Source organism: Candidatus Falkowbacteria bacterium (genome assembly GCA_013336275.1).
Taxonomy (GTDB): domain Bacteria; phylum Patescibacteriota; class Patescibacteriia; order Patescibacteriales; family GWE2-39-37; genus JAAXUA01.
This window is the reverse complement of record JAAXUA010000003.1, coordinates 68,553-94,128: the sequence shown is the minus strand read 5'-3', so window position 1 is coordinate 94,128 and position 25,576 is coordinate 68,553. Positions and strand designations below refer to the sequence as shown.

The 25,576-nt window shown below is 47.9% G+C and carries 23 protein-coding genes; 18 read left to right on the top strand and 5 right to left on the bottom strand.

The genetic code is table 11. From position 1 onward, the window contains the following. The first annotated feature begins 4 nt into the window (after positions 1–4). The 14 genes from ruvC to recA all read left to right on the top strand — a co-directional run bounded on the left by ruvC (position 5) and on the right by recA (position 15,809). Complete coding sequence (gene ruvC, locus HGA34_03270; protein ID NTW22537.1) at positions 5–481, top strand: crossover junction endodeoxyribonuclease RuvC; 477 nt, start codon at positions 5–7, stop codon at positions 479–481. Continuing rightward, the gene (locus HGA34_03265; GenBank protein NTW22536.1) at positions 478–1,953 is read left to right on the top strand and encodes a glycogen synthase; all 1,476 of its coding nucleotides are present in this window, start codon (positions 478–480) and stop codon (positions 1,951–1,953) included. The genes ruvC and HGA34_03265 overlap by 4 nt, the downstream gene beginning before the upstream one ends. A gap of 9 nt (positions 1,954–1,962) precedes the next feature. Beyond that, on the top strand, positions 1,963–3,123 hold the full coding sequence (locus HGA34_03260; protein ID NTW22535.1) for a hypothetical protein: 1,161 nt from the start codon (positions 1,963–1,965) through the stop codon (positions 3,121–3,123). Between the two features lie 6 nt (positions 3,124–3,129). Continuing rightward, positions 3,130–4,155, top strand: coding sequence for a phosphotransferase (locus HGA34_03255; GenBank protein NTW22534.1), 1,026 nt, complete (start codon positions 3,130–3,132; stop codon positions 4,153–4,155). Between the two features lie 9 nt (positions 4,156–4,164). Further along, on the top strand, positions 4,165–5,040 hold the full coding sequence (locus tag HGA34_03250) for a PHP domain-containing protein (GenBank protein NTW22533.1): 876 nt from the start codon (positions 4,165–4,167) through the stop codon (positions 5,038–5,040). A 2-nt stretch (positions 5,041–5,042) separates the two neighbouring features. Then, positions 5,043–5,621: a class I SAM-dependent methyltransferase gene (locus HGA34_03245; protein ID NTW22532.1), complete on the top strand. Its 579-nt coding sequence runs from the start codon at positions 5,043–5,045 to the stop codon at positions 5,619–5,621. Positions 5,622–5,632: 11 nt separating this feature from the next. Continuing rightward, entirely contained in the window at positions 5,633–7,078 is a 1,446-nt protein-coding gene (locus HGA34_03240; protein ID NTW22531.1) for a glycogen synthase, read from the top strand. 73 nt (positions 7,079–7,151) lie between these two features. Beyond that, positions 7,152–7,433 carry a hypothetical protein gene (locus HGA34_03235; GenBank protein ID NTW22530.1) on the top strand — a complete coding sequence of 94 codons (282 nt, stop codon included), beginning with the start codon at positions 7,152–7,154 and terminating at the stop codon, positions 7,431–7,433. A 288-nt stretch (positions 7,434–7,721) separates the two neighbouring features. Beyond that, a complete protein-coding gene (locus HGA34_03230) occupies positions 7,722–10,340 on the top strand; it encodes an AAA family ATPase (GenBank protein ID NTW22529.1) in 2,619 nt (872 codons plus the stop codon). Positions 10,341–10,407: 67 nt separating this feature from the next. Beyond that, the gene (locus tag HGA34_03225) at positions 10,408–11,928 is read left to right on the top strand and encodes a YifB family Mg chelatase-like AAA ATPase (GenBank protein ID NTW22528.1); all 1,521 of its coding nucleotides are present in this window, start codon (positions 10,408–10,410) and stop codon (positions 11,926–11,928) included. A gap of 45 nt (positions 11,929–11,973) precedes the next feature. Beyond that, positions 11,974–13,416 (top strand): extracellular solute-binding protein, encoded by a 1,443-nt coding sequence (locus tag HGA34_03220; GenBank protein NTW22527.1) that lies wholly within the window; start codon positions 11,974–11,976, stop codon positions 13,414–13,416. 65 nt (positions 13,417–13,481) lie between these two features. Beyond that, the gene (locus tag HGA34_03215; protein ID NTW22526.1) at positions 13,482–13,958 is read left to right on the top strand and encodes a hypothetical protein; all 477 of its coding nucleotides are present in this window, start codon (positions 13,482–13,484) and stop codon (positions 13,956–13,958) included. Between the two features lie 4 nt (positions 13,959–13,962). Next, complete coding sequence (locus HGA34_03210; GenBank protein ID NTW22525.1) at positions 13,963–14,637, top strand: hypothetical protein; 675 nt, start codon at positions 13,963–13,965, stop codon at positions 14,635–14,637. Positions 14,638–14,762: 125 nt separating this feature from the next. Beyond that, positions 14,763–15,809 carry a recombinase RecA gene (gene recA / locus HGA34_03205; protein ID NTW22524.1) on the top strand — a complete coding sequence of 349 codons (1,047 nt, stop codon included), beginning with the start codon at positions 14,763–14,765 and terminating at the stop codon, positions 15,807–15,809. Positions 15,810–15,855: 46 nt separating this feature from the next. Here recA and efp read toward each other — a convergent pair whose 3' ends face one another. From efp to rpsF, 4 genes are read right to left on the bottom strand one after another with little or no spacing between them, the layout of a single operon-like run. Beyond that, positions 15,856–16,413 carry an elongation factor P gene (gene efp, locus HGA34_03200; protein ID NTW22523.1) on the bottom strand — a complete coding sequence of 186 codons (558 nt, stop codon included), beginning with the start codon at positions 16,411–16,413 and terminating at the stop codon, positions 15,856–15,858. A gap of 6 nt (positions 16,414–16,419) precedes the next feature. Continuing rightward, positions 16,420–16,647 (bottom strand): 30S ribosomal protein S18, encoded by a 228-nt coding sequence (locus HGA34_03195; protein ID NTW22522.1) that lies wholly within the window; start codon positions 16,645–16,647, stop codon positions 16,420–16,422. Between the two features lie 11 nt (positions 16,648–16,658). Beyond that, positions 16,659–17,120, bottom strand: a complete 462-nt coding sequence (locus HGA34_03190; GenBank protein NTW22521.1) for a single-stranded DNA-binding protein — start codon at positions 17,118–17,120, stop codon at positions 16,659–16,661. A 30-nt stretch (positions 17,121–17,150) separates the two neighbouring features. Then, positions 17,151–17,624 carry a 30S ribosomal protein S6 gene (gene rpsF / locus HGA34_03185; GenBank protein ID NTW22520.1) on the bottom strand — a complete coding sequence of 158 codons (474 nt, stop codon included), beginning with the start codon at positions 17,622–17,624 and terminating at the stop codon, positions 17,151–17,153. A 204-nt stretch (positions 17,625–17,828) separates the two neighbouring features. On the opposite strand from rpsF, the gene HGA34_03180 reads away from it, so the two are divergent. After that, a complete protein-coding gene (locus tag HGA34_03180; GenBank protein NTW22519.1) occupies positions 17,829–19,004 on the top strand; it encodes a methyltransferase domain-containing protein in 1,176 nt (391 codons plus the stop codon). A gap of 20 nt (positions 19,005–19,024) precedes the next feature. On the opposite strand, the gene ychF is transcribed toward HGA34_03180, so the two are convergent. Then, the gene (ychF, locus tag HGA34_03175; GenBank protein NTW22518.1) at positions 19,025–20,086 is read right to left on the bottom strand and encodes a redox-regulated ATPase YchF; all 1,062 of its coding nucleotides are present in this window, start codon (positions 20,084–20,086) and stop codon (positions 19,025–19,027) included. 136 nt (positions 20,087–20,222) lie between these two features. On the opposite strand from ychF, the gene HGA34_03170 reads away from it, so the two are divergent. From HGA34_03170 to HGA34_03160, 3 genes are read left to right on the top strand one after another with little or no spacing between them, the layout of a single operon-like run. Next, the gene (locus tag HGA34_03170) at positions 20,223–23,117 is read left to right on the top strand and encodes a hypothetical protein (protein NTW22517.1); all 2,895 of its coding nucleotides are present in this window, start codon (positions 20,223–20,225) and stop codon (positions 23,115–23,117) included. 6 nt (positions 23,118–23,123) lie between these two features. Next, on the top strand, positions 23,124–24,500 hold the full coding sequence (locus HGA34_03165; GenBank protein NTW22516.1) for a HAMP domain-containing histidine kinase: 1,377 nt from the start codon (positions 23,124–23,126) through the stop codon (positions 24,498–24,500). Positions 24,501–24,527: 27 nt separating this feature from the next. Continuing rightward, entirely contained in the window at positions 24,528–25,553 is a 1,026-nt protein-coding gene (locus HGA34_03160) for a hypothetical protein (protein ID NTW22515.1), read from the top strand. Positions 25,554–25,576 lie beyond the last annotated feature (23 nt).

The following is a 25,576-nucleotide window of genomic DNA, read 5'->3' as shown; positions in this document are numbered from 1 at the left end:
AATAATTCTCGGCATAGATCCGGGAATTGCCGACACGGGCATTGGTATTATTGATGCCGGAAACGGCAACATCTCTTGCCTTCATTACGAATCATTGCGAACCAAGTCCTCCGAACCATTGAGCACCAGGCTCGTCCAGCTTCATCACCAGCTCGCGCAAGTGATAAAGGCATATCAGCCCGATATCGCAGCTATCGAGCAGTTGTTTTTTTGCAACAATGCCAAGACCGCTATTGTTGTCGGCCAGGCGCGGGGCGTTGCGCTTTTGGCTCTTAGCCAAGCAAGCATCCCGACTTACGAGTTTACGCCGTTGCAGGTGAAGCAGGCCGTATCGACTTATGGCAAGGCTGATAAAGCGCAAGTCCAAAGAATGGTGAAGCTGTTGCTTCGGTTGGAGGAACTGCCACGGCCGGATGATGCCGCCGACGCCTTGGCGATAGCCATTTGCGCGGCCAATGAGAAATTGCAAAAGACCATATGACAAAAAAAATGAAGATCGTCAGCATTTCAAGCGAGGTTGCTCCGTTTGCCAAAACGGGCGGCTTGGCTGATGTCGCGCGCAGCTTGCCCAAGGCCTTGAAGCGTCTAGGGCACGACGTCATCATCATCATGCCGTATTACGCTAAGGCCATAGACGCAAAGGAGAATGGGCTAAGGCTTATCCATAGTGACGTCAAGGTTTATCTAAACTCGGCTGAATATGTGCTGGTCAACTATTGGCAGGCCTACCTCATGAGGGGCTTGCCTGTTTATTTTGTCGAGCAGAAAAAATACTTTTCCCAGCGCAAGGCTCTTTACGGCTCCGATCATGAGAATGCCAGATTCATGGTCTTCGACGCCGCCGCCCTCAAGCTGATTTCTTTGATCCGCTTTGAGGCCGACATCATCCACTGCCATGATTGGCAGACGGGGTTGATACCTTTCTTGCTTAAGAACGACTTCAGGTATTCCAAGGTGCTGAGCAAAGCAAAGACGGTTTACACTATTCATAATCTGGTATTCCAGCTAGGCAGAAACTGGTGGGAAATTCCCCTGCCCAAAAAGGACTATGGCAAGAAAGCTTTGCCGGATGTCCACAATCCTGATTTCGAATATATAAATTTTGCCAAAAGAGGCATCTTGTCGGCAGACGTGATCAACACGGTCAGTGAGCAGTATCGGGAAGAAATCATGACTAGCCGTTTCGGACAGGACCTGCACCGCATTCTGCGCCATCGCCACGACCGCCTTTTCGGGATAATCAACGGCATAGACTATCGCACTTATAATCCATCCAATGATAAATATCTTTTCAAGAATTACGATTATCGCAAGATCCATCGTAAGAAATTGAACAAGGAAAATCTGCAGAAAAGATTGGGCTTGCCGGTTGATCGCGAAGTGCCCATTATCAGCTTGACGTCACGCGTTACTTTCCAGAAGGGTTTCGAATTGGTCCTGCCTTTGCTGGAGCCGCTCACTGGCCTAGACGTCCAGATAGTCATCATGGGTGACGGTGACAAGCGGTATATCAGCGAATTAAAGAAACAACAGAAGAAGCACCCGAAAAAACTGGTCTGGATCCCCTTTACCGGCAACAAGCAGTTGGAGACGATGGTTTACGCAGCCTCTGATATCTTTCTGTTGCCTTCGCATCACGAGCCTTGCGGCATCAATCAGCTCATCGCTATGCGCTATGGCTGCATACCGGTCGTCCGGCGCGTTGGCGGACTGCACGACACCGTTACTAATTTCAATCCACGGACAGGTCGCGGCACAGGATTCAGCTTTTCTAACTTCAATCAATTTTCTTTATTCGCGACAGTGGTGCGCGCCTTGGAAAATTATAGGCACAAGGATTCGTGGCGCAATTTGGTCGTGAGGGCCATGAAAGAATCGAACAGCTGGGAGTTGCCAGCAAAAAAATATATCGCGTTGTATAAGAAGGCTTTGACTTTGAACGGTAAAAAATAACTTATAATCATGGAATGGATAAATATACTACATTTGTATCAGCCGGCCAATCTCGAGTCGGCTAAGGTGGTTGAGGCGACGCAGCGTAGTTACGAAAGGATTATCAGAGCGCTTGAGGAACATCCGGAAGAAAAAATAACTTTGAACATTGCTGGCTGCCTGGTCAAGCGCTGGGATGAGGAATTCCATTATAACGATTTGATTTTCAGGATCAAGAGCTTGGTTGCGCGCGGACAAGTCGAATTGACTGGAAGCGCGGCTTATCATGCACTGCTTCCCTTGGTTTCGATCGAGGAGGCTGAAGCGCAAATCATCGAACAGGCTGCCTTGCTTCAAAAATATTTCGGCACGACAGCTTTGAGAGGTTTTTTCTTGCCCGAGCTTTCTTATTCTGCCGAGGTAGCTAAGCTCATAAAAAGATTAGGCTATGAATGGCTAGTTCTTGACGAGATCAGCCTGTCTGCGGGTTCAGTTGATTGGAGCAAACAGTATGTCGATCAAGCAAGCGGCCTAAAGATATTGTTCCGTTCAAGGAACTTTTCAGAAAGTTACGTGCCATCATCCTTACTGCGGCTGGCGAACGAGCCGAAACGGCCGCAAGTAATCGTTTCCGCTTCTGACGCGGAGCTTTATGGCTTGCGTCATCTTGATCCTCTGGAGGAGTTCGAGCAGGCACTTAAGCTGCCAAGCATCAAGACGCTGACCGCCTCCGAATTCATGGATAGCAGAAAGAACGAAGAGGCGGTCGATCTGTTGCCATCTTCGTGGCAATCGACCAAAAGGGATATCTCAAACGGTAATCCTTATAAGCTTTGGAATGACCGGAAAAGCAAAATCCACAAAGAGCTTTGGCAATTAGCCAATTTGGCTCAAGAGCTGAATCGCAAATTCGCCCAAGACAAGAATGCTTGGTGGTCACGTTGGCATCTGGTCAGAGGATTGGCAAGCTGCGTCTGGTGGTGGGCTTCATCCCATGACTTCCGCAAGGTTTACGGTCCTGTCGCCTGGAATCCAGACGAAGTGGAGAAAGGAGTCAATGAGCTTATACGTTCCATAAGAGCCCTGGAGTCATCAACCGACATGGAAACTAAAGTGTCTGCGGAAAAGTTAGCGGAAAAAATCCGAAGGGATATTTGGACCCGCCATTGGAAAAAGAAAATAGCCAATTAAACCAATATGAATGTTATCTTACGCTTGTTGGAAGAAAAATACGTCCAAGCTCTGTTCGACAAGAACGTGCTGCCACAGTATGAGGGCGCAACGGACATACGGCTGGACAGGATCAGCCCGGTAAAAAAGATGATCTGGCACACTACTTATCACGTAGTGTTCAGATATGATGCGACACTAACCAAATCATCAGGACAGACTGAGAAAATCGAGATTTATTGCTCGGCCCATAGCTCTGAACCGCGGAAGATTGTCTATGAAGTTTTGCGTTATCTTTGGGGTCGCGATTTTGCCGAGGGTGACCTGACGATTCCTAAGCCGCTGTTTTATAGCAAGAAGTTCAATGCGGCGTTCTATCAGGGCATGGTCGGCGTAAATCTCTATAACTTCATCAAGAATAACGATTATGCGGAAGTCGAGCGCTTACTGCCGCTGACTGCCGCCTGGTTTGCCAAGCTTCACTCATTGCCAGTGAGAAAAAATAAGCTTTTTTTGCAGCCGAACAGCCGCATCGCGACCGTATTTCCGGGAGCTGAACATGTGTTGGCAGAAGTAAAGAACAGGTGCCCGGAAAACTATGGGCTTTATCAGGCATTTTACCAACGGTTTACGCAAAGCGAGAACCAGATTTTTGCTGAAAAACGACACCTTAGGCTTATCCATGGGGATGCGCACCCGGAAAACGTGATAAGACTGAACGATGGGCGAATCGGCGTAGTTGATTTCACTGATATGTCATTGGGTGATGTTGCGCGCGATCTCGGGACCTTCTTGCAGCAGTTGGAATTCATGACGGAGAGGAAGATGGATAATCCGGACTTTGCAAAAAAAGCCATGGGCATCTTCTTGTCCAGCTACCTTCGGGAAAGCGGACTGAAGATGTCCGACAACCTTCAGGAAAGGATGGATATCTATTACAATTGGACCACCATCAGAACGGCCAGTTATTTCTTGTTGAAGCATGATCCTCAGCCTGAGCGCGCCGAGCCCATGATCGCCAGCGTGGCCAAGAATTTGAAAATAATTTCCTAAATATAATATATGCTGATTGATTTGCAAGTCCACTCGACTTATTCGGATGGATATTTGACGCCGACCGAAGTGGCCGGTTTTTTGGCCAATCAGGGGGTTAAGGTCGCCGCATTGACCGACCACAACACGGTCGGCGGAATAGAGGAATTCCAGAAGGCCTGCAAGAAGTACAGGATTAAGCCGATTGTCGGAATCGAGCTATATACCAAGCTTAACCACAAGCACTTCAACCTGCTTTGGTTCAATTTCGACCACGCCGACCCGGAGCTGCACGATATCTTGCGCAACAGCCAAGCAAGGCGCCGCAGCCGCGCTCGCAAGATTCTGGAAAGCATGGTTGCCAGCGGCTTCAAGATAGACATCAACAAGGTCTTGGATAAATATAATCATTATGTCTCGATAAATCACCTTATTGACGACATTTGGGCGGTTCCGCACAACCGCCAGAAGATCAAGGCGGATATGAATAACAAGAAGCCTCGCGAAGAAGAGATTATCCGTTACTATTTTTACAACCCGCGACTGCCGAAATTCGATAATAGCTATATCAACATCAAAAGGATTTTTGCCCTGCGCAAGAAGATCGGAGGGCAAATCATTTTCAATCATCCCGGCAAATATAACCAGTTGAAGCAGCCGATCATCCAGGACCTAAAGGCCATGGGAATCGATGGTATCGAGGTTTTGTCGCCTCATCATTCCATCGGGGCAATGATGTATGCGCAATTTATGGCCGAAGAGCATGGGCTGATAATGACTGGCGGATCGGACTTTCACCGCTTCGAGTGCGATAGCCCAAGCTCCATTACCAGCTCTTGGAATTACTTCAAGATCGATGGCCAGTATCTCAGGGGCGTGGAAAAGATAATTAATAAACAAACATAAGCATGGCGGTAAACACCCGGATTTACGATAAGCATTTTTTTGAAAATACGATCAAGTTTGAAGGTCCTTCGGCCAAGGCGGTTGTCGATATATTGATGCGGCATTTCAATCCGAAGTCAGTCGTTGACATCGGCTGCGGAGCCGGAATCTATTTGCAGGAATTTGAGCGCCATGAAGTCGCAATCGAGGGCTATGACGGTTCGCCCGCGGCAGCCGAAGAATCCCTGGTTGGGGACAGGCTAAAGATCCATGACCTTACAACCCCGCTGCTCCTTAGTCGGAAATTCGACCTGGTATTGTGTGTCGAGGTGGCCGAGCATCTGGAAAAAGAATTCGCCGATGTCTTGGTTGATACCCTGTGCCGGTTGGGGGACATTCTGGTTTTTACTGCCGCCACGCCAGGACAGGGCCCGGAAAGCATCGGCCATATAAATGAGCAGCCGCATGAATATTGGATAGATAAATTTTCTGAAAGAGGGCTTGTTTACGACGCCAGAATAACCGAAATTATAAAAGAAGAGATGGTAAGCTCGGATGTCGTCTGGTGGGTAAGTAAGAATCTGATGATTTTTAAAAAATAAAACACATAATGATGGCTAAAAAAATATCCGTAGCGCTTTTGGGTGCCGAATTGACTCCGCTGGCCAAGGTTGGCGGCCTAGGCGACGTTATTGGCGCTCTGCCCAAGACCCTTTTCACGCAAGGGGTAGACGTCGTTACTTTTCTCCCCTTCTATGGGTCGATTGACCGCTCAAGCTTGCGAGCCTCGCTGGCCCTTGAAGGCGTTGTCGTAGAACAGAACCCGGACCACAAGCTCTCGGTGTGGCAAACTGTCATTCCGGGAAGCAATGCGAAGCTTTATTTATTGGACCATCCTTATTTTTCCGGAGAAGAGATATATTCTCACGAACAGCTGGTCGGCAAGGATTTGAAAATTTCTGAGGTAGAAAAATTCATCATGTTCTGCCAGGCTTCGTTGGCGGCAATGAAGGCGATCGGCTTCCGGCCGGACATTATTCATCTGAATGATTGGCACACGGCTCCGCTTTTGGCATTTTTGGAAAGCGAGAGGAGCAGTGGGTCTAGTTTCTTTTCAGAAACAAAGACCGTCTACACGATCCATAATCTGGCAAATCAGGGAAACTATCGTTTAGCCGATCTCCGGTTGCCATCAAGCAAGCTGGTGCAAGCCGCTTGTCTAGACAACAAGGATGTTAATTTCATGGCAATGGGCATAATCGGGGCGGACATTGTGAATACGGTGAGTAAAACTTATGCAAAAGAGATACTTACCAGCGAACAGGGCGCAGGCATGCAACAGCTTCTGGCTAATCGCAAGGACTCTTTGTTCGGGGTGGTCAATGGCATAGACACGGTATTCTTTAATCCGGCAACTGACCAGTACTTGCAGAAGAAATACGATTTTAATGGATTGCAGGGAAAAAATGAGAACAAAGTGGCGTTACAGAAGGAACTGGGACTTTCAGAGTCCCCAACAACCCCCATCTTCGGCCTAGTTTCTAGGCTGGTCAATCAGAAAGGGCTGGATTTGTTGGATGAAAAGATTGCCAAGCTGGATGCCCAGTTTATTTTTTTAGGCTCTGGCCAGAAGGAAGTAGAAGATCGGCTGCTTGGCTGGGCCTTAAAGCATCCTCAGAAAATCGTTGCGAAAATCGGCTTTGACGCCAAGCTGGCACAGCAGATTTATGCCGGGGCAGATGTTTTTCTAATGCCTTCGAAGTATGAGCCCTGCGGTTTGGGGCAAATGATTGCCATGCGTTATGGTACCCTGCCCTTGGTCCGCAAGACCGGAGGGTTGGCCGACACGGTAAATGGCAGAAATGGCTTTGTTTTTAAGAAATATGAAGCTGGAGAGCTGCTTAAGTGTTTGAAACGGGCTATCTTGTCCTATAATTCTGATCCGACAGCCTGGAAAGAGCGGCAAAAAATGGTGATGCTACAGGACTTTTCCTGGGAAAAACCAGCTAAACAATATATAAAATTATACAAAAAAGCGCTAACTTTAGGTAAGATGTAAAGTTATACACATTGACAAAATTTCGATTGTTTGCTATACTTAAATTAACAAATAAAAACAAAAATAAAAAAAGATGGCCACTCGCAATTTGCGTCCGGTTGAGTTCAAGTTCGGCTTGATTACCTGGCGCTCGTACAATTCGATCAAAAAGAAAGCAATGGAGCAGGAGTTCAGCATGTCTGGACTCGCGCTTAGTCTGTCCATTGCTTTTTTTATTGTCTTGGGGAGCGCTCAAGCGTTATCGGTGACCTATCAAGGCATCATGGCTGCCGAGCAGCTGCAGAATCAAGAAACAAAACAGAATCAGCTTAATCAGGAAGAATTCAAAAAGCTTTCATTTGCATATTTATGCTAAAAGTAGCCAAGATAAAAAGCGCTACTTAAAATAAACATAAAATTAACAAACTAAAACGCTCTTTTAAAACCGAATAACAAAGGGAACACCTTTAACAAAGAAAGCCATGCTGATTTAACAGCCAAAAATGAGACTGGTTAACCAACATGGCTCCCTTTCTTGTGTCATCTTATATCCTAAGGTGAGACAAGCATGGGGAAAACCGCCCGGCAGGGCGGTTTTTGTTTGGTCGGATATGTAGTATAATGGGGATAACAAAGGCGGAATTCGCTTTATTTTTTGATTATTATGTTTTTGGAAAAATTGGAAATCCAGGGCTTCAAATCGTTCGCCAGCAAGAATCTGTTGGTTTTTCCTGGTATGGTGACCGAAGAAAAGAGAGGAATTACGGCCATCGTCGGCCCGAACGGCTCCGGCAAGTCCAATACGGCAGATGCTGTACGCTGGGTTTTGGGCGAGCAAAGTATGAAGACGTTGCGCGGTAAGAAGTCGGAAGATGTGATTTTTTCCGGCTCAGATAAAAAGTCCAAGCTCAGTATGGCGGAGGTTTCGCTATTTTTGAACAACGAAGACCGGAAAGCGCCGATAGACTACTCGCAAGTCGTGCTGACTCGCCGTCTTTATCGCGACGGCAATAGTGAATATCTGATAAACAATAGCCGCGTCAGGCTGGTCGATATCCAGCTGCTGCTGGCTAAGTCCAGCTTCGGCCAGAAGACCTATAGCGTAATCGGCCAGGGCATGGTCGAAGGTTTTTTGAATACCAGCCTATCAGAGCGCAAAGAGTTTTTTGATGAAGCTACCGGCGTCAAGCAATATCAGATCAAGCGCGATGAGGCGCTGAACAAGTTGCTGGCGAGTTATGAGAACTCGGGGCAGGCAGAGATGATATTGGCTGAAATCGAGCCGCGTCTCAGAAGTCTGACCAAGCAGGTAAGCAAGCTGCAACGGCGCGGCGAGCTGGAGCTGGAGCTCAAAGGCTTGGAATTGATCTATTACCGCAAGCTTTGGCATGAAATAAATGACAATTTTCTACGGTATAACCAGGAATACCTGAAACTGGAGAAGGAGAAAATGGAAAAAGACAAGAAGCTAGAGTCGCTAAGGCAGCGCTTGTCGCAGATACAGCAGAAAAGCTTGGTCAATCAGGACCTTGTCGGTTGGCGCGCCGAAGTCTCACGGCTCGAGACTGAGCGCGAGTCAATCCATCGGCAGCTGGCCAGGATCGATGCCCAACTAGAAGTCAAATTGGAGTCAAGCGGACAATTTGATTTGTCATGGCTGAAAAACAAGCAGGGTGAAATGATAGTTGAAAAATCAAAGCTTGATGAGGAAATTGCCAGCCTTTCTGACAGCATTGCCAGCTTTGAACGTGCTGAAAAAAGCTTATTACAGCAAAAGGATGCTCTGACCTCAAAAATAAGGGAGCTTAACGCCAATCTGGTCAAGACGAGCAGTTCTTTGAATGAAGATGAGATCAAAAAGATAAACCAGGAGCTGAAGAATCTTTTCACCAAACTTGAACAAGCGGAACAAGCTCAAGACATCGACCAGGCCCGGCTGATATTTTCGGAGATCAAAGCTGACGTTGAAGAGATCTTGAAGCTTTCAAACAAGGTCGGGGGCGGCGAGACGCTCGAGCAGATCCATATAGAGCTTATCCGCTTGACCGAGGAACGTGAAGAATTGACTCAGCGGTTGGGCGAGCAAAGTTCTAAGTCGTGGCCTCAGATCGAGCGCGCTAAAATGCTCAAGCAGCACCGTCTCCAACTAGAGCAGGAGCTGCGCCAGCTGGAGCAGAAATTGAAGCAGCACCAGAATCAGCTTGATTTCGGCGAGTTGAGCAAGGAGCAGGAATTGCTCAAGGCTAGAGCTGGAGCGATCGAAGAGCTGCTTGCAGGATTGCGTGAAAAGATCGGCGAGGCGGGCAAATCGGAGGCAGCCGAAAGATCGATGCTTTTCGAAATGCAGAACAGTCTCCAGGCCCTGCAGAATGAAATAAACCATCTTAGCCGGCAGCTTAATGATTTGCAGATCGGCTCTACTAGATATGGTACGAAATTGGAAGATCTTGAAGGAGAGATAAGGCAGGCCCTGGGCGGATTGAAGGAGGTTAAGGCTGAAAGAATCGAAGGCGTGGTCGAGGTCGAACCGATAAGTGAAAAGATCAATAGCCTCAAGCGCCAGCTAGAACATATAGGCGGCATCGATCCCGAGGTGGAAAAAGAATATCTTCAGACGAAAGAGAGATTTGAATTCTTATCGCATCAGATCAAGGATTTGGCTGATGCCATCGGATCCTTGGAGAAGATCATTAAGGAGCTTGACGTGGTGATAAAGGATAAATTCGATAAGAAATTCAAGGTTATCGCCTTGAAGTTCGAGGAGTACTTCAAGATATTGTTCAACGGAGGCGTGGCTAAGGTAATCAAGGTGATGGAGAGCAGCGAAGACGCCGACAATGATGAAACTTCCCCGTCTTCCCAGGAAGAGCAGCGCAAGGAGCAGATCAAGAAGATAAAATATTTGCAGAAATATAATGCGACTGGCTTAGCTGGAATTGAGATCCAGGCCACGCCGCCGGGCAAGAAGATCAAGTCGGTCGCAATGCTTTCCGGCGGCGAGCGCGCTCTGACCGCCATCGCTTTGATCTGCGCGATTATCAATGTCAATCCTTCACCATTCGTCGTGCTTGATGAGGTCGATGCAGCCTTGGATGAGGCCAACTCGGAACGACTGGCAAAGATTCTGGACGATCTTTCCTATAAGACCCAGTTCATTGTCATTACCCATAATCGTGCCAGTATGAGAAGGGCAAACGTGCTCTATGGCGTAACCATGGGCGATGACGGCGTTTCGAAACTGTTGAGCATCAAGCTGGAAGAAGCGCGGGCGATAGATAAGTAATAAGTTTATATAAAAAACAGAACCGCCTGTACGGCGGTTCTGTTTTTTATGTTAGAATGATTGTATTATGCCAGCAAAAATCTTGTCAGGTGCTTGTCTTGGACTGGATGCATTGCCGATCGAGGTCGAGGCCGATACGGGCGGCGGCCAGCTCGGCTCTTTCTCTATCGTCGGCTTGCCCGACCTGGCAGTTCAAGAAGCGAAGGAACGGGTCCGGAGCGCGATACGCAACTCCGGTATCGAGTTTCCTAAAATCAAGATCACGGTCAATTTGGCACCTGCAGATTTGAAGAAGCAGGGGCCAAGTTATGATTTGCCGATCGCCATGAGCATCCTGCAGTCGATGGCTAAGACGAGCTTCGCTCAAGCGACGCAAAAGAGTCTTTTTTTGGGTGAGTTGGCACTGAATGGGGACATTAGGCCGGTGCATGGAGTCTTGCCGATAGCGCTTGCTGCTAAAAGATGGGGCATCGATCGGATGTTCGTGCCCCAAGACAATATCAAGGAAGCCAGCTTGGCACCAGATGTGGATATTTATGGACCGAAAAACATAGTTGAGCTGCTTGAGCATCTGACCGGCAAAAAATCATTGCAGAAACATGAGGCTGGTCCGTTCGAGGCTGGGACGATCATAGCGCCCATCGACATGTCTTCGGTCCAGGGCCAAGAGCACGTCAAACGCGCCATGGAAATAGCTGCCGCCGGCGGGCACAATATGCTGATGAGCGGGCCGCCCGGTTCAGGAAAAACAATGCTGGCGCGGGCCATGACTTCGATCTTGCCCGACCTAATACTAGAAGAAGCGTTGGAGATAACAAAAATATATAGCGTTGCCGGCTGCTTGTCGGGACACAATTCGCTGGTCAGAACCCGGCCTTTCCGCTCGCCGCACCATACATCATCTGGCATCTCTTTGGTGGGCGGAGGTACCTGGCCGAAGCCGGGTGAGATTTCTTTGGCTCATCGAGGGGTCCTGTTTTTGGATGAGTTTCCTGAATTTTCAAGGCAAACTTTGGAAAACTTAAGACAACCGCTTGAAGACGGCATTGTTAATATATCCCGCGTTGCCGGCACGATCGCTTTTCCTGCCAAATTTATGCTGGTTGCGGCGATGAATCCTTGTCCGTGCGGTTATGCTAATGATCACGAAAGGCATTGTATCTGTTCGGCCGGACAGACGCTGGCGTATCAGAAAAAGATTTCCGGACCGATTTTGGACAGGATAGACATCCACGTGGAGGTGCCGCGCGTTTCATTTGAAAAATTAAGCCAAGGAACGCCGGGAGAATGTTCGGAATCGATCAAGAAACGGGTGACCAGGGCCAGGATGGTCCAGCGGACTCGCTATGCCAAATCGGGCTTTCTGACCAACGCTGAAATATCCACCCAGATGGTCAAGGAGATGAACAAGCTGGATCAGGCGACTCTCAGCCTGCTGCATCAGGCGGTAGACCGGTTGCACTTATCCGCCAGAAGCTATTATCGCATAATCAAGCTGGCAAGAACCATCGCTGATCTCGCCGAAGATCAGGAAATCAGCCAGCTTCACGTCGCAGAAGCTCTGCAGTATCGTGCCAAAGCTGATTAGTTTTGTTTGTGGTGATAAATCTGGTATAATATGAAAAATAACCATATGAATAAAAAGAAAGGCATAATTTTTTTGTTGGGCATCTTTATCGTTACTTCAGGGTTCGGTTGCAAGACCCAGGACGCGACCGTGACCGCCGGCCTGAAACCCATAACCTTGACCTATTGGCGCGTTTGGGATGATACCAGTACATTCTCTGAACAGTTGAAAAAGTATTCGGAAATGCATTCTAACATCAAGATCGAGTACCATAAGTTCCGTTACGAAGAGTATGAAAACGAGCTGCTTAATGCTTTTGCCGAGGATCGTGGACCGGATATCTTTTCCATACCGAGCACCTGGATAAAAAAGTATCAGAACAAGATCGAACCGATGCCGGACAAGACATCGCTGGTTTATCAGACGACCCAGGGGAGCATCAAGAAGGAGCTGGTCAACGTGGTAAAGACAAGCGATTCGATCAAGCCCAAAGACATCAAGACCGCTTTTGTCGATACGGTTTACGATGACGTGGTGATAAAGGTTCCGCAAGCTGGTAACAAAGGCTTGAAAGAACAGGTTTATGGCCTGCCTCTGTTCATAGATACTTTGGCGCTTTATTACAACAAAGATCTTTTTAATAACGCCGGAATAGCCGAACCGCCTATTTATTGGGATCGTACTTTCCAACAGTATGTAAAGAAATTGACCAAGCAGGACACCAAGGGCCAGATAATCCAGTCAGGCGTGGCCTTGGGTGGAGCAGTTAATGTCCAGCGTTCATTCGACATCCTCTCCACCTTGATGATGCAGAACGGTGCCGATATGATGTCGGCTTCAGGCCAGCCGTTGTTCAATCAGGTGCCGCCTGACAAAGGAATCAAGTACAATCCAGGGCTTGAGGCCTTGCGTTTTTACACGGACTTTGCCAATCCATCGAAAGAAGTCTATAGCTGGAACAAGGAAATGGACGACTCATTGAAGTTATTCATAAATAACCAGTTGGCCATGATGTTCGGATATTCATACCACCTTCCGACCATCAAGGCTGAGGCGCCGAAACTGAATTTCGCCATCAGCAAGCTGCCACAGATAGAGAATGGCGGACAATCGATCAATTATGCTAATTATTGGGTGGAGACTGTATCCAAGAAGATAATGACCAACCCGGAAAATTTGAAAAAAGGCGGTGACTATCCCCGCTTGAAGCGTGATGCGGCCTGGGATTTTGTCCAGTTCATTACCAAGGAGGACCAGGCCAAAGTGTATATCGCCAAGTCCAAGCGCCCGACGGCCCTGCGTTCTTTGGTTGAGCAGCAGACCCAGATTCCTGAGCTGGGAATATTTGCCAGCCAGGTGCTGACAGCTAAAAGCTGGTATCGCGGCAAGGACGCCTTGGCGGCTGAAACTATTTTTAATCAGATGATTGATGAGTCTGTGGCCAACCAAGAAGACATCGTCGGCACGATGGATCGGGCCGTGCAGAAGGTCCAACAGACAGTGAATTAAATATTATGATAAAAAAAATATTCAAAAGCTTTGTGATTGGCTTGGCATTATTGTCTTTTGTGTCAATGTTTGCAAAGACTGCTGGCGCCGCTTCGTGTCTGTCGGGCGAGAGCTGCATGAAGCCGGCAAATGGGCTCTCGTGCGTTTCACGGGGTGCTTGCCCTGGCTCGTCGCCAAGTGACCCAAACTATCAGGAGTGTTGCAAGAATCCAGCTAGCAATAGCGCTAGCACTGAAATAATTCCCAACGAAAGAGGACAAAAAGCATCAGGAGATTATGAGTTGAACGACTTTTTGCAACTAGCGGTCAATGTTGCCAAATGGATTGAACGCATCGTCGGCTCTCTGGCCTTGCTGATGTTCGTATATGGCGGCTTCGTACTCTTGCTCTCTCAAGGATCGAGCGATAAGGTTGCCAAGGGCAAGGCCGTGATTGTCGGCGCCGTTATCGGCTTAGTCATAGTTTTCACTAGCTGGGCGGTAATCAATATGATTGTCAAAGGCATTGGCGGAAGCGAAAGTTGGAATATTTCGCCGAAATAGTATTATGCCATCGCAATTCAAGATCAATAAGATATTTCTCGATTCCGAGACGGTGGCCGAACAGCTACGAAGCCAGCGTCAGCGCTATGGCTACAAGCTGGACAAAGCAGCCAAAGACTTGGGGATCAATATAAAATACCTTGAAGCCCTAGAAAGGGGCGATTTTAATTCCCTGCCATCAGGCGTTTATGGCAAGAATTTTTTGCGCGAGTACGCTATTTTTTTAAAACTCGATCCCATACCGCTGTTGAAACTTTTTGATAATGAAGTGGCTGCCACCAAGGAAAAAGCAAAGCAAGAACTTTTCTCGAAGCAAGTCGTTAAGGCTAGGCACTTTTGGGCCACACCCAAGATTATCAAAAATCTTCTGATTGCTTTGGTTGTCCTCCTGTGTTTATGGTTCTTGGGGTATCGATTGGGCAAGATAGTCTCGCCACCTCAGTTAGTCCTAGCTTCACCGGAGAATAATATCATAACAAAAGACAAGTCGATAACCGTGAAGGGCTGGGCGGAGGGCGAAACGGAACTGACGGTAAACTCGGAGGCGGTATTACTCGATGTACAGGGCAATTTTGAAAAGCAGGTCGAGTTGAAAGTCGGAATAAACACGATAATAGTTACGGCAGAAAAGAAATTCGGCCGCAAGACCGTTGTTAAGCGCCAAGTCCTAGTCGAATGATGGCGTACATTTCCTGAGTATGCTATAATGTTAATGAATAAAGCAAGGGGGTTTTGGAAACCGCTTTGTTTTTTGTATTAATTTATTTATTAGCCAATATTAGATGATAATATTGGACCATATTTATGGCAGAAGAAAAGAAGCTGAAACAGCCGGGTAAGAACGAAGACGAAAAAAGCAAAATCGTTGAGGCGGCGCTTGAACAGATCAAGAGCCGTTTCGGAGACGGTTCGATTATGCGCTTGGGCGAAGCCAAGTCAACCAAGGTGGACGCAATTCCTACCGGGTGCCTATCATTGGATATCGCCTTGGGGGTGGGCGGCGTTCCACGCGGAAGAATAATCGAGATTTTTGGCCCAGAGGCCAGCGGCAAGACGACTCTAGCCCAACACATCATTGCTGAGGCGCAAAAACGTGGTGGCGTGGTGGCGTTTGTCGACGCTGAGCACGCGTTAGACCCTGATTATGCTGTTAAGATCGGCGTCAACGTCAAAGAGATGCTTATCTCGCAGCCAGATACCGGCGAGCAGGCGCTTGAGATCGTGGAGACGTTGGTTAGGTCCAATGCCATTGATGTGATCGTGATCGATAGTGTGGCTGCCTTGGTTCCGCAGAAAGAAATCGAGGGGGATATGGGCGATTCACACATGGGCCTTCAGGCCAGGTTGATGAGTCAAGCTCTGCGCAAGCTGACCGGCATCGTGTCCAAGAGCAAAACCTTGGTCATATTCATTAACCAAACCCGCATGAAAATCGGAGTATTCTTCGGTAACCCGGAAACCACCACTGGCGGAACGGCTTTGAAGTTCTATAGCTCTGTCAGGATTGAGGTTAGGCGCGCGGCTCAGATCAAACAGAACGAAAAGATTATCGGCAATCGTGTAAAGGTCAATATCGTGAAAAACAAAGTTGCCGCTCCTTTTCGAACTTGCGAATTCGACATCATGTATAATGAAGGCATTTCTATTTCTGGCGATCTTCTGGACATCGGCGTCGAGTATGCCATCATCAAGAAGAATGGCAACAGCTATTCATTTGAAGAGGTTAAGCTCGGGGTCGGTCGGGAAAACGCCAAGCGCTTTCTCAGGGCTGACGCTAAGCTGCAGTCACAGATAAGAAAGAAGATTCTTGAAGAAGTGGAGATGAAGAAAAAACAGTCAGAAGAAGCCTAAATAAAAAAACAGACCGTCAATGACGGTCTGTTTTTTTATTGGTGAGCTAGGCTCTTTCTGCGTATTCTCCGGTATCTGTATTGATGCGTATTTCATCTCCCTCGTTGATGAACATCGGCACGCTGATTTCTTCGCCAGTCTCGATAGTTACGGTCTTGTTGACGTTGCCAGCAGAGTTGCCTTTGACGCCAGGAGGGGCGCTGATAACCTTGAAGGTCATCTTTATCGGCAGGTCGATCGATACTGCGTTGCCCTTGAAATAAAGGACATCGACATCGGTATTATCTTTCATGAATTTGATCCGATCACCCAACTGTTCCAAGGGAAGTTCGAATTGTTCGAAAGTATCATTGTTCATGAAATAGGCATTGGTTTCGTCCTTGTAAAGAAAGTTGGCTTTGCCTTTTTCAGTGATGGCCGGTTCGGCCTTGTCGTTGCCTTGGTAGGTTTTTTCCAGGACATTGCCATTGATCAGGTTGCGCAGCTTGGTCTTCAACACCGCACCGCCTCTGCCCATCTTATGATGGTCAGCCTTGATTACGGCGTAGGGCTCCTCGGCAATCTGGATCAATTTGCCAATCTTGATTTCACTGATGGAGTACATAGTCGTTTATTTTGGTTGGTTAACGAATGGCATCAAGGCCATGATACGAGCGCGTTTGATAGCGGTGGCAAGTTTGCGCTGGTGCTTAGCGCAAGTACCTGTACGCTTGCTAGAGAGGATCTTCATGTAGGATCCGACGAAGCGCCTCAGCGTGTGCCCGTCCTTATAGTCGACCTCTTTGATATTGTTGACGCAGAAGTGGCACTGCTTTTCTTGTTTAATGGTTGTTTCCATAAATTTATTGGTTAAAATGGGATATTCTCAACCTTAATTTCCTCTTCGTCAGCGCCGGAATTGATGTCGATTACCGGTTCGGAAGGCGCGGAATGCTGTTCGGCATAGCTAGGAAAATTGTTGCCGGTCGAAGCGCTGCCGCTGCCAGCACGATCAAGCATGATCATGTTCTCGCCGATTATCTCGGTGCGGTAACGCTTGACGCCGTCTTGACCGGTCCACTCCCTGGTTTGGAGTCTTCCTTCGACATAGACCTTGGAACCCTTGCGCAGGTATTGGCTGCAGATTTCGGCCAAGCGTCGCCAGACAACGATGTTGTGGTATTCGACTTTTTCCTGCTTCTGACCTGACTGGTCGTTCCAGACTTGGCTGGTTGCGACTGAAAAGGTAGCAACCATCTGGCCGCTCGGGGTGTTGCGCACCTCCGGATCGCGGGTCAGGTTGCCGATAATCATAGCTTTATTAAGGTTCATAGAAGTTATCGATTATTTTTTAGTTAAAGACTAGAGCAAATCGTTGGTCTCAAGGATTTTGTCGAGCTTTTCGTCAAGGTCTTTGAGGTCAGCTTTGTCTTTAGCCTTCGGCTTTTCGACAGCCTTAGCAACTGCAGGTTCGACATTTTCTGAAACCGGCTTGACTGGTGCGGGCCTGACCTGTGATGGGTCAAACGGGGTCTTCCTGACAATCTGGTGCCTAATGACTTCAGGCATCATGCGCAAGTTCCTTTCGATGCGGGCCAAGTTCACCGCTTCAAGGTCGAATTCGACCAAGCGGTAATAACCGTGGGAATAACCTGCAATTTGGTAGGCCATTTTTTTCTTGCCCCAGTCCTCGGTGTGAGTGATTTTGCCTTGACCTTCTTCGATCAGTTTGGACACTTTGGCGATTATCGGTTCCAGTTCATTTTCGCTAAACTTGTTAGCGATAATGTACAAGAGCTCGTAATGCGGAGTGTCGGCGGATTTGTTTTTTGCCATAGCTCTTAAAATTAAAAAATCCCAGGCATTCTAATCTTGCCGGGATGGTGGATGAGAATACCTTTTCCCTGGTCTTGAAGCCAGGGATGGTTTCGCTTAAAGCGAATGGGAAAGGTTTATTAGTATGAAATTGTAAAAATATCCTAACATGAATGATTGGAAATTGCAAGCACTAGAGTAATGTGGTAGAGTTGATAAGAATTTATGCAGTATTTTTTCTTTCTGGGCAGCAACCCCAGCATTTCAGTCGCCGAATTAGCAAAGTTATTGCCTAATTTTAGCGACAATAAAGTCAGAGTATACCCCGAGCAGTCCTTGCTTTTGTTTGAGGGTGATTTGCCGATGGCGCCGGAAAAATTGATTCGCCGTCTTGGGGGCACGATTAAAATTGGCTTAGTAATTGAAGAAGGGGCCAAGCCTAGCCAATTTTTGTCTATACTTAAGGGTAATTTTAAAAATACCGGCACCAGGCATAATTTCGGTTTTTCTGATCACACCGGCAACCTCCGCTTGAAAGCGGTGGCCATGGAGTATAAAAAGTTCCTTAAGGAACAAGACGTACCCTGCCGTTGGGTTGTCAGTCAGGAACCGATTTTGTCTAGCGTCGTGGTGGAGCAGAATGATCTGTTAACCAAGGGCGTTGAGATGGTGTTCTTTAAAGATGGTGCCGGATATTCCGTAGGCAAGACGTTGGCCGTCCAAGCATTTAAAGAGCTTTCTTGGCGTGATTATGGTCGCCCAGCACGCGATGACCACTCAGGGATGTTGCCACCAAAATTAGCTCAAATTATGTTAAATTTAGCTAATGTTTCAGAAAAATCAGTGATTTTGGACCCTTTTTGCGGCTCAGGCACGGTTATTTCCGAAGCTGCGTTATTCGGAGTTAAGCGACTGTTCGGTTCAGACATCTCGCCTAAAGCCATAGCAGATACGCAAACGAACCTGGATTGGTTGAAAAAACAGGCGCCAGATAGTAATTTCGAGTTAAAATTATCTAATATTAGCGCCGATAAAGTATCTCAGTTTTTGCCGGCGGCGAGCGTTGATGCCATAGTGACCGAGCCTTATCTTGGCCCGCAGCGAGGGCTCAATGATATTCGGGCCGTAGTTAAAGATTTGGAGTCACTATATAAATCAAGCCTGGCTGAAATGTATAAGATATTGAAGCCCGACGGCAGGATCGTGATGCTTTGGCCGGTGTTTTGGAACAAGAAGGAGCCGGTAAAGCTGAACACAGAAATTGCTTCTGGATACATGATCATACCTCCCTTGCCTGAATTTTTGTCTGGAAAATTACGCTTAACTGAGCGGCGAACCCTTTTGTACGGTCGCTCCGATCAACGAGTCTGGAGAGAAATTCTTATACTAGAAAAAAAATAGCCCGCAGTCGCGGGCTATTTTTAACGATTAAAGAGAAAATGACAGATATCCCCATCTTTGATTATGTAGTCTTTACCTTCAGTCCGCATAACGCCAAGCTCCCTGGCCTTGCCTTCACCGCCTGCCTTGATGAAATCGTCATAAGCTATCACTTCGGCTCGGATGAAGCCTTTCTCGAAGTCGGTATGGATGACGCCAGCGGCTTGGGGCGCGCGACTGTTTTGCTTGACTGTCCAGGCCCTAGTTTCCATCGGGCCGGTGGTGAAAAAAGTGAGAAGGTCTAGCAATTGATATGACGCTCTGATTAGGCGGTCAAGCCCGCTTTCGGACAATCCCATAGCTTCCATATATTCCTGCTGCTCATCCTCTGGCAGTGCGGCAATTTCGGCCTCAACCTGTGCGTTGATCTTGATGACAGTGGCCCCGCGGACGCTGAATGGCTCCTCTGAGACGTCAGTGACATTCAGGACATAAAGAAGGGGCTTGATGGTTAAAAGATTCAATTCCCGGACAAGCAGCTGCTCTTCTTCGTTAAGATCGATTTCCCTGGCCGCCAGACCTTTGTCGAGGGCGTTTTTAATTTTGGTCAGAACTTCAGCAAGCTTAAGCATCTCTTTGTTGCCAGTTCTTGCCTCACGTGAAGCCCGGTCCAGCCGCTTTTCAACCGTAGACAGATCGGCGAATATCAGTTCCAGATTTATCGTCTCTTTGTCGGCGTCCGGGTCGACTTGATTGGCAACATGGATGATGTTTTCGTCCTTGAAGCCGCGCACAACCTCGCAGATGGCATCACATTCCCTGATGTGGGACAGAAATTGGTTTCCAAGACCCTCGCCTTTGTGAGCATCTTTGACAATTCCGGCGATGTCGACGAACTCGATGATGGTCGGTATGATGTTCTCTGAATGTGAAATTTCAGCCATTTTGGCCAAGCGGGGATCAGGCACCTTTACCAGTCCGACATTGGGTTCGATGGTACAAAAGGGGTAGTTAGCCGCTTCGGCCACCTTTTTGGTCAGTGCGTTGAATAATGTTGATTTGCCGACGTTGGGCAGACCTACGATTCCGATGGATAATGCCATATTGAAATTATATTAGGTTTAATTAATTTGAATTTAACAGACTTCTCTAATTTTGGCAAAAATAAGGTCTTGATTTTTTCCGAAATTTATGCTATACTGGTAATATAAAACAAAAAACAAACATAAAAATAAACCCATGCGCAAGAATAGTGTTGTCGACTTCGTGTTGGCAAAAAAAATAGTAACCGCTGTCATGATATTTTGTCAGGCGGTTTTTTTGTTGCCAAACGGGGCTCATGCTCAAAGCTTTCAGCAGCAAATAATACTTTCTCAGGTTTATGTCGGAGAGCAGACATCGGGCCAGATCCCTTTGATGTCCTATTCGAATGTTAATGTTTTTAAGGTTAGGTTCGATGTTTTTAATTCCTCTTCGGTCCTAGTAAGGAGCCTGACCTCGACATCGTCGGCACTGGCTTATTATGCCCACTTGCAAGTAAACACCCTTGATGCGGGAGTGTATACCGTTAAGGCGACCGCATTGAACGAGAGCCTGCAAGAAGTATATGTAACCCCGACCAAGACACTTACCGTAACCCAGCCGACCTCGCTTAATTTCACCTCACCCGCTGCCAATTCGACGGTCAGCGGGACGATTTCTTTATCGGTCCAATCAAATGACACATCAATATCGGTAAAGTTTTATTATCATTTAGTGTCTAGCCAGACTTACGAGCCGCTGGATTCCGTATCGCCGCAAACATCCGGAGTTTATACGACTTCGTTTGCAACGGCTGGTTTGCCTAACGGCCAGTATTCGGTAACGGCCAAGGCGCTTAAGAATAGCGCGGTCGTAGCCACTAAAGAAATGTTTTTGAATCTGTATAACCAGCCGCCAGTCCAGGAAGTCGACAATCCGACCACTACTCCGATTGTTGAGACCGAACCGGTTCCGGTTCCGGGGCTGGAGGTCTGGATGCTTGAGGCGCCGACCAGTACCATGGGCCAAAGGACTATATTGGCCAGGACCAATATCGCTGCCGATTCGGTCAGTTTCATCGTCGACGGCCCCGGTTTGCACCAGACATACCCAGGAGTATTTTCTACGGGTTCAAACTATTTCAACTACTCATTCATTTGGAACGCACAGAATGTCGCTCCCAATAATTATGCCATCAGAGCCGAAGCGGCAAAAGACGGCAAGACGGTGCTGTCGGAGCCGATAATGATAGCTAAGCTTCTGCCGCCAAGCGCGCCTACGGAACAGACGGCCACGACTTCCATCCCGAAAACTGCAACCACCTCAGAAGTCGCTGTTGTCACCCAGGTCAACATCGGTTCAGGAGCAATCGGCGGCATAGCTTCCGGTACCGTACCCTTATTCGCCAAAACCACGGTCAATGTCAAAAAAGTATTATTCTTGCTGGATCGTTTCGGCCAGCAGGAGACCATGGGCCAGGCCCTATTCGATGAAGTCAGGGCGTATTGGCAGTATAAATGGGACACGACAGCATTGCCGAATGGATCGTATAATATTTTGGCAGTGGGTTATGATGAGCAGGGAAACAAATTTTATAGCAACTCGACATTAAAAATCTATATCATCAATAAAGCGGCTTTCGAAGTGACGGCATCCGCCACACCCAAGGTTGCCACGGCAACTCCGGTCGTCGACAAAGTTGAAATCGTCGCGAAAGAGCAGATAAAAATAGACACCACAGCCGTTAACAAGCCGGTTGAAGCAGTCAAAGTGCCGGTTGAACCGACTGTCACTGTTCCGGCTAAGCCGGTTACCGCGCCGACTGCGGTTACGGAAAAGTCGGTTGCACCTTCGGCCCCGGCACGCCAAAACAACACTTCAACTTCTCAGGTTTCCGTCATTGAAAAACCAGCAATTTACGAGGCCAAGCAGAATACGAGTGCGATATGTCAGGACCTAGGCATATTTGATGCCCAGTATTGCGACCTTTATAGATTCTCCCGCATCGCTCTCCAGGCTTGCCATGATGAAAAACTATCTTCTAAAGAGGAGTGTATTTCCATGATCCGCAGCAAATTCGGCGAACCGGCAATTTGCAAACAGATGACTGCGGAAAAATGCAGCCAGCTTTTCAACAATGTGATCGTAGATAAGTTCATTCCGCAGGCACAGCTGGATTTTGCCAGCCAAGCTCTCCGCGGGCTCGTGGGCAAGAGCATAGAGTTCGTGAGCGATCAAAAGTCACCAGCCGCCACGAGCAGCAAGTCGGAGATTTTCATCAGCGAAAAGGGCGGCTACACCCAGCTTGAAGGAGCATTGGAAGATGCTATTCTACCGGTCAGCCCGTTTTCCAAAAGGCAGGGCAAAGTCGGGGTGGTAGTCTTGGCCACCGCCAGCGACGGCCAAGAATCCGAACCGGGCGTCAGTGCGGTGTTGTCTATCGATTCAGATTCTGACGGCCTCTCTGATGATATTGAGAGCCGGCTGGGAACAGACGCAGACAAAGCAGATTCTGATGGCGACAGTTTCAGCGATGGTGACGAAGTCAAAACCGGGCACAACCCCCTTGGCACCGGCATGTTGGCGGGAAAACTGCAGCCAGCAGAACAAGCGTTGCTGAATAAGGCCACCTTCGAACAGCCGAAGACGGCAGGCAAGTTCGATTCAGACTTGCTGAAGGTGGAGAAAGTCGAAATCAAGAGCGATGCCAGCAGCTCGGGCGTCGTGAAGCTTGAGGGCAAAGCCCTGCCAAACCAGGTTTTCAGCTTGTTTATCTATAGCTCTTTGCCGATAATTGTGACAGTCAAGACCGACCAAGCGGGCAACTGGTCATATAGTCTGGATAAGAGTTTGACCGACGGCAAACATGAGGCATATGTCGTCTTGAACGATGAGCAGGGCAAGATCGAGTCTAAATCTGCGCCATTTTCATTCTTCGTCAGCGAAGCTCGTGCTGTCAGCCAGGACGACTTATTGAAGGCCGACGTCAATGTTTATAATCAGACTGACACCATGCTGTGGTGGTATGCTTCAGCTGGCTTGATCCTAATACTGTTTATTGCCGGGCTATTCTTTCTTTATATCAGAGGAAAGCGGGCTACAGCCTTGAATTAAAAAAATATGCCTGCCAAAGAAAAATTACAATTCATCAAGAAAAATTACCAGATCGTCTATTCGATTATTCTGATAGTGTTCATTCCTTTGGCAATAATCTTGAATACTGTCGTGTTCACTCGCTCCTTCCAGCGGGCGATCGATCAAGATCTGCAAGGCAAGGCGATTTCGATCGGAGATGCAATCAATGTCAGCCTGATCGGAAATTTCGATAAAATCGGCGAGTTACAGAATAAGATTGAGGCAGTTTCCCGTTTTAACGATGAGATAGTCTCGGCCGATATTCTTACTCAGTCTGGAGAAGACTTCAAGGTCGTCGCCAGCCTGAATAAGGACGTCGTCGGTCGAGTGACCAAGGAGAACGTGAACGTCTTGGCTTGGCGGGAAAATAAGCCCGTGGCTCTTTTGACAACATCTGGGAGCAACAATTCGATTGATAACGTTGTCAAGTTTGATAAGCAGCCAGCACGGTACTGGGCGGTGATCATGCCGATGAAGGATGCAACCGGAGCAAAGCAGATGCTCTTATCAATGAAAATATCAGTGGCCGCCATGGATAAGCTGACCAGAGACATCTTGATCCGTTCCTATGTCATACTTCTGATTACCGTGCTTATCATAATCTTGCTTCTAGCCAACAACACCAGATTGTTCGAATATGCCGCGCTATATCGCAAGATCAAGGAAATAGACCAGATGAAAGATGAATTCATTTCCGTGGCCTCACATGAATTGCGCACGCCGGTGACCGGCATTAGAGGTTTCGTCTCAATGATTCTGGCGGGTGACTTAGGCCCGATCAGTGATAAGGCGAAAGAGAGCCTGGGCATAGTTCAGAGCTCAGCCGATCGCCTTTCCGTTCTGGTTGATGACTTATTGAACGTCAGCCGCATCGAGCAGGGACGCATGGCGATGTCGCCTAAACCGACCGACGTCAGCAGCGTAATCAAGGAAACGATGGCAGAGCTAAGAGTCCAGTCCGAGCAAAAGGGGCTCTCTATGGTCTATCAGCCGCACAAAGAAGAGTTGCCATTGATCAGTATAGATTCGGAACGTTTTAAACAGATACTATTTAACCTGGTTGGCAACGCGATCAAGTATACTCCCAAGGGCCAGGTTGAGGTAATGACCGAGGAAAAAAATCAAAGGCTAGAAATAAAGATAAAAGACACGGGACTTGGCATGTCGGCCAAGGCCAGGGAACGTCTCTTCGAGAAGTTTTATAGGATTCAGACTGAAGAAACCAGCAATATTACAGGAACCGGACTAGGCTTGTGGATTACCAAACAGCTCATAACCATGCAAGGAGGTGAAATAACCATAGATTCGATAGAAAAAGTCGGTACCCAGATCACAATCAGCTTCCCTATTATAAAAAATTAACATAAAAACAAAAACTAAAACAAACGTATGACAAAAAAAATCCTATGCGTCATGGCAATCGTGTCAATGATCGCAACCAACGGGCTTATCAGCCCCGCACAAGCAGCCTCGCTAACTTTCATTAAGGATCGCCTAAGCGACTCCGACAAGAGTGTTAGTGCCACCCACAACCTTACTTTTACAAACAATGTCGCCTTGGTGGCTGGCGACTATATCAGTGTTGTTCTGCCGGCAGCCTTTACCAGCGGCGCCTTGGTGGGTAACGTGACCTGCCCCGCAAATACTGATTCCAGCGTTAACGGTACCTCGACCGTCATTTGTACTGCAAATGCCGGCGTGGCCACTGGTACTAAGAACATCACAATCGCTTCGGTTTCAAATCCGGCGACAATCGGTTCATACCTGATCAATGTCACAACCAGGACTTCTGGCAATGCCATTATTGAGCAGGCATATACCATGGTAGCTATCGTTGACAATGTCGACGTTTCAGCAACCGTTGCTTCAACCCTGCAATTCGTCATTTCTCCGCTTGACGCGGGCACGGACGTTAACGGTTTTTCTACGACCAGGACTTCGGCAACTTCTTCTCTGGCTTTCGATGTCTTGACTGTCGGCACCTCTACGGTGATGGGACAATCATTGAGCGTCATCACTAATGCAGATAACGGATATGCCGTTACGGTCGAGCAGGACCAGAATCTGACTAGCAATACCGGGTCTGATATCGATTCTTTCCTCGACGGCACCTCGACAGCTCCTCAGGCTTGGCAGTCTCCGGCCAACGCTCTTGATAACGAGTGGACCTATGGTCATTTCGGCTTCACTTCCGAGGATACTGACCTGGCCGCCGGCAATACCTTCGGAACTGATTTGTGGAGGGGCTTCGCCAGCACTACCCCGGTGGAAATCATGTTCCACTCCGGTCCGTCTGACGGCGTCGCACCTGACAAAGGCTACACCGAAGTCGCTTATCGTATCCAGGTGAGCCCCCTGCAGGAAGCAGGTGACTACTACAATACCTTGACCTATATCGCAACTCCTATCTACTAGCAAACAGCGTGACCAAGAGCAGG

Bases quoted from the DNA above. Each gene is read 5' to 3' on its own strand.
- HGA34_03225 (NTW22528.1), top strand. From the start codon at position 10,408: ATGCCAGCAAAAATCTTGTCAGGTGCTTGTCTTGGACTGGATGCATTG.
- HGA34_03165 (NTW22516.1), top strand. From the start codon at position 23,124: ATGCCTGCCAAAGAAAAATTACAATTCATCAAGAAAAATTACCAGATC.
- HGA34_03230 (NTW22529.1), top strand. From the start codon at position 7,722: ATGTTTTTGGAAAAATTGGAAATCCAGGGCTTCAAATCGTTCGCCAGC.
- efp (NTW22523.1), bottom strand. From the start codon at position 16,413: ATGTACTCCATCAGTGAAATCAAGATTGGCAAATTGATCCAGATTGCC.
- HGA34_03195 (NTW22522.1), bottom strand. From the start codon at position 16,647: ATGGAAACAACCATTAAACAAGAAAAGCAGTGCCACTTCTGCGTCAAC.
- HGA34_03210 (NTW22525.1), top strand. From the start codon at position 13,963: ATGCCATCGCAATTCAAGATCAATAAGATATTTCTCGATTCCGAGACG.
- HGA34_03235 (NTW22530.1), top strand. From the start codon at position 7,152: ATGGCCACTCGCAATTTGCGTCCGGTTGAGTTCAAGTTCGGCTTGATT.
- ychF (NTW22518.1), bottom strand. From the start codon at position 20,086: ATGGCATTATCCATCGGAATCGTAGGTCTGCCCAACGTCGGCAAATCA.
- rpsF (NTW22520.1), bottom strand. From the start codon at position 17,624: ATGGCAAAAAACAAATCCGCCGACACTCCGCATTACGAGCTCTTGTAC.
- HGA34_03255 (NTW22534.1), top strand. From the start codon at position 3,130: ATGAATGTTATCTTACGCTTGTTGGAAGAAAAATACGTCCAAGCTCTG.
- HGA34_03160 (NTW22515.1), top strand. From the start codon at position 24,528: ATGACAAAAAAAATCCTATGCGTCATGGCAATCGTGTCAATGATCGCA.
- HGA34_03250 (NTW22533.1), top strand. From the start codon at position 4,165: ATGCTGATTGATTTGCAAGTCCACTCGACTTATTCGGATGGATATTTG.
- HGA34_03220 (NTW22527.1), top strand. From the start codon at position 11,974: ATGAATAAAAAGAAAGGCATAATTTTTTTGTTGGGCATCTTTATCGTT.
- HGA34_03265 (NTW22536.1), top strand. From the start codon at position 478: ATGACAAAAAAAATGAAGATCGTCAGCATTTCAAGCGAGGTTGCTCCG.
- HGA34_03245 (NTW22532.1), top strand. From the start codon at position 5,043: ATGGCGGTAAACACCCGGATTTACGATAAGCATTTTTTTGAAAATACG.
- HGA34_03190 (NTW22521.1), bottom strand. From the start codon at position 17,120: ATGAACCTTAATAAAGCTATGATTATCGGCAACCTGACCCGCGATCCG.
- HGA34_03180 (NTW22519.1), top strand. From the start codon at position 17,829: ATGCAGTATTTTTTCTTTCTGGGCAGCAACCCCAGCATTTCAGTCGCC.
- recA (NTW22524.1), top strand. From the start codon at position 14,763: ATGGCAGAAGAAAAGAAGCTGAAACAGCCGGGTAAGAACGAAGACGAA.
- HGA34_03170 (NTW22517.1), top strand. From the start codon at position 20,223: ATGCGCAAGAATAGTGTTGTCGACTTCGTGTTGGCAAAAAAAATAGTA.
- HGA34_03240 (NTW22531.1), top strand. From the start codon at position 5,633: ATGGCTAAAAAAATATCCGTAGCGCTTTTGGGTGCCGAATTGACTCCG.
- HGA34_03260 (NTW22535.1), top strand. From the start codon at position 1,963: ATGGAATGGATAAATATACTACATTTGTATCAGCCGGCCAATCTCGAG.
- HGA34_03215 (NTW22526.1), top strand. From the start codon at position 13,482: ATGTTTGCAAAGACTGCTGGCGCCGCTTCGTGTCTGTCGGGCGAGAGC.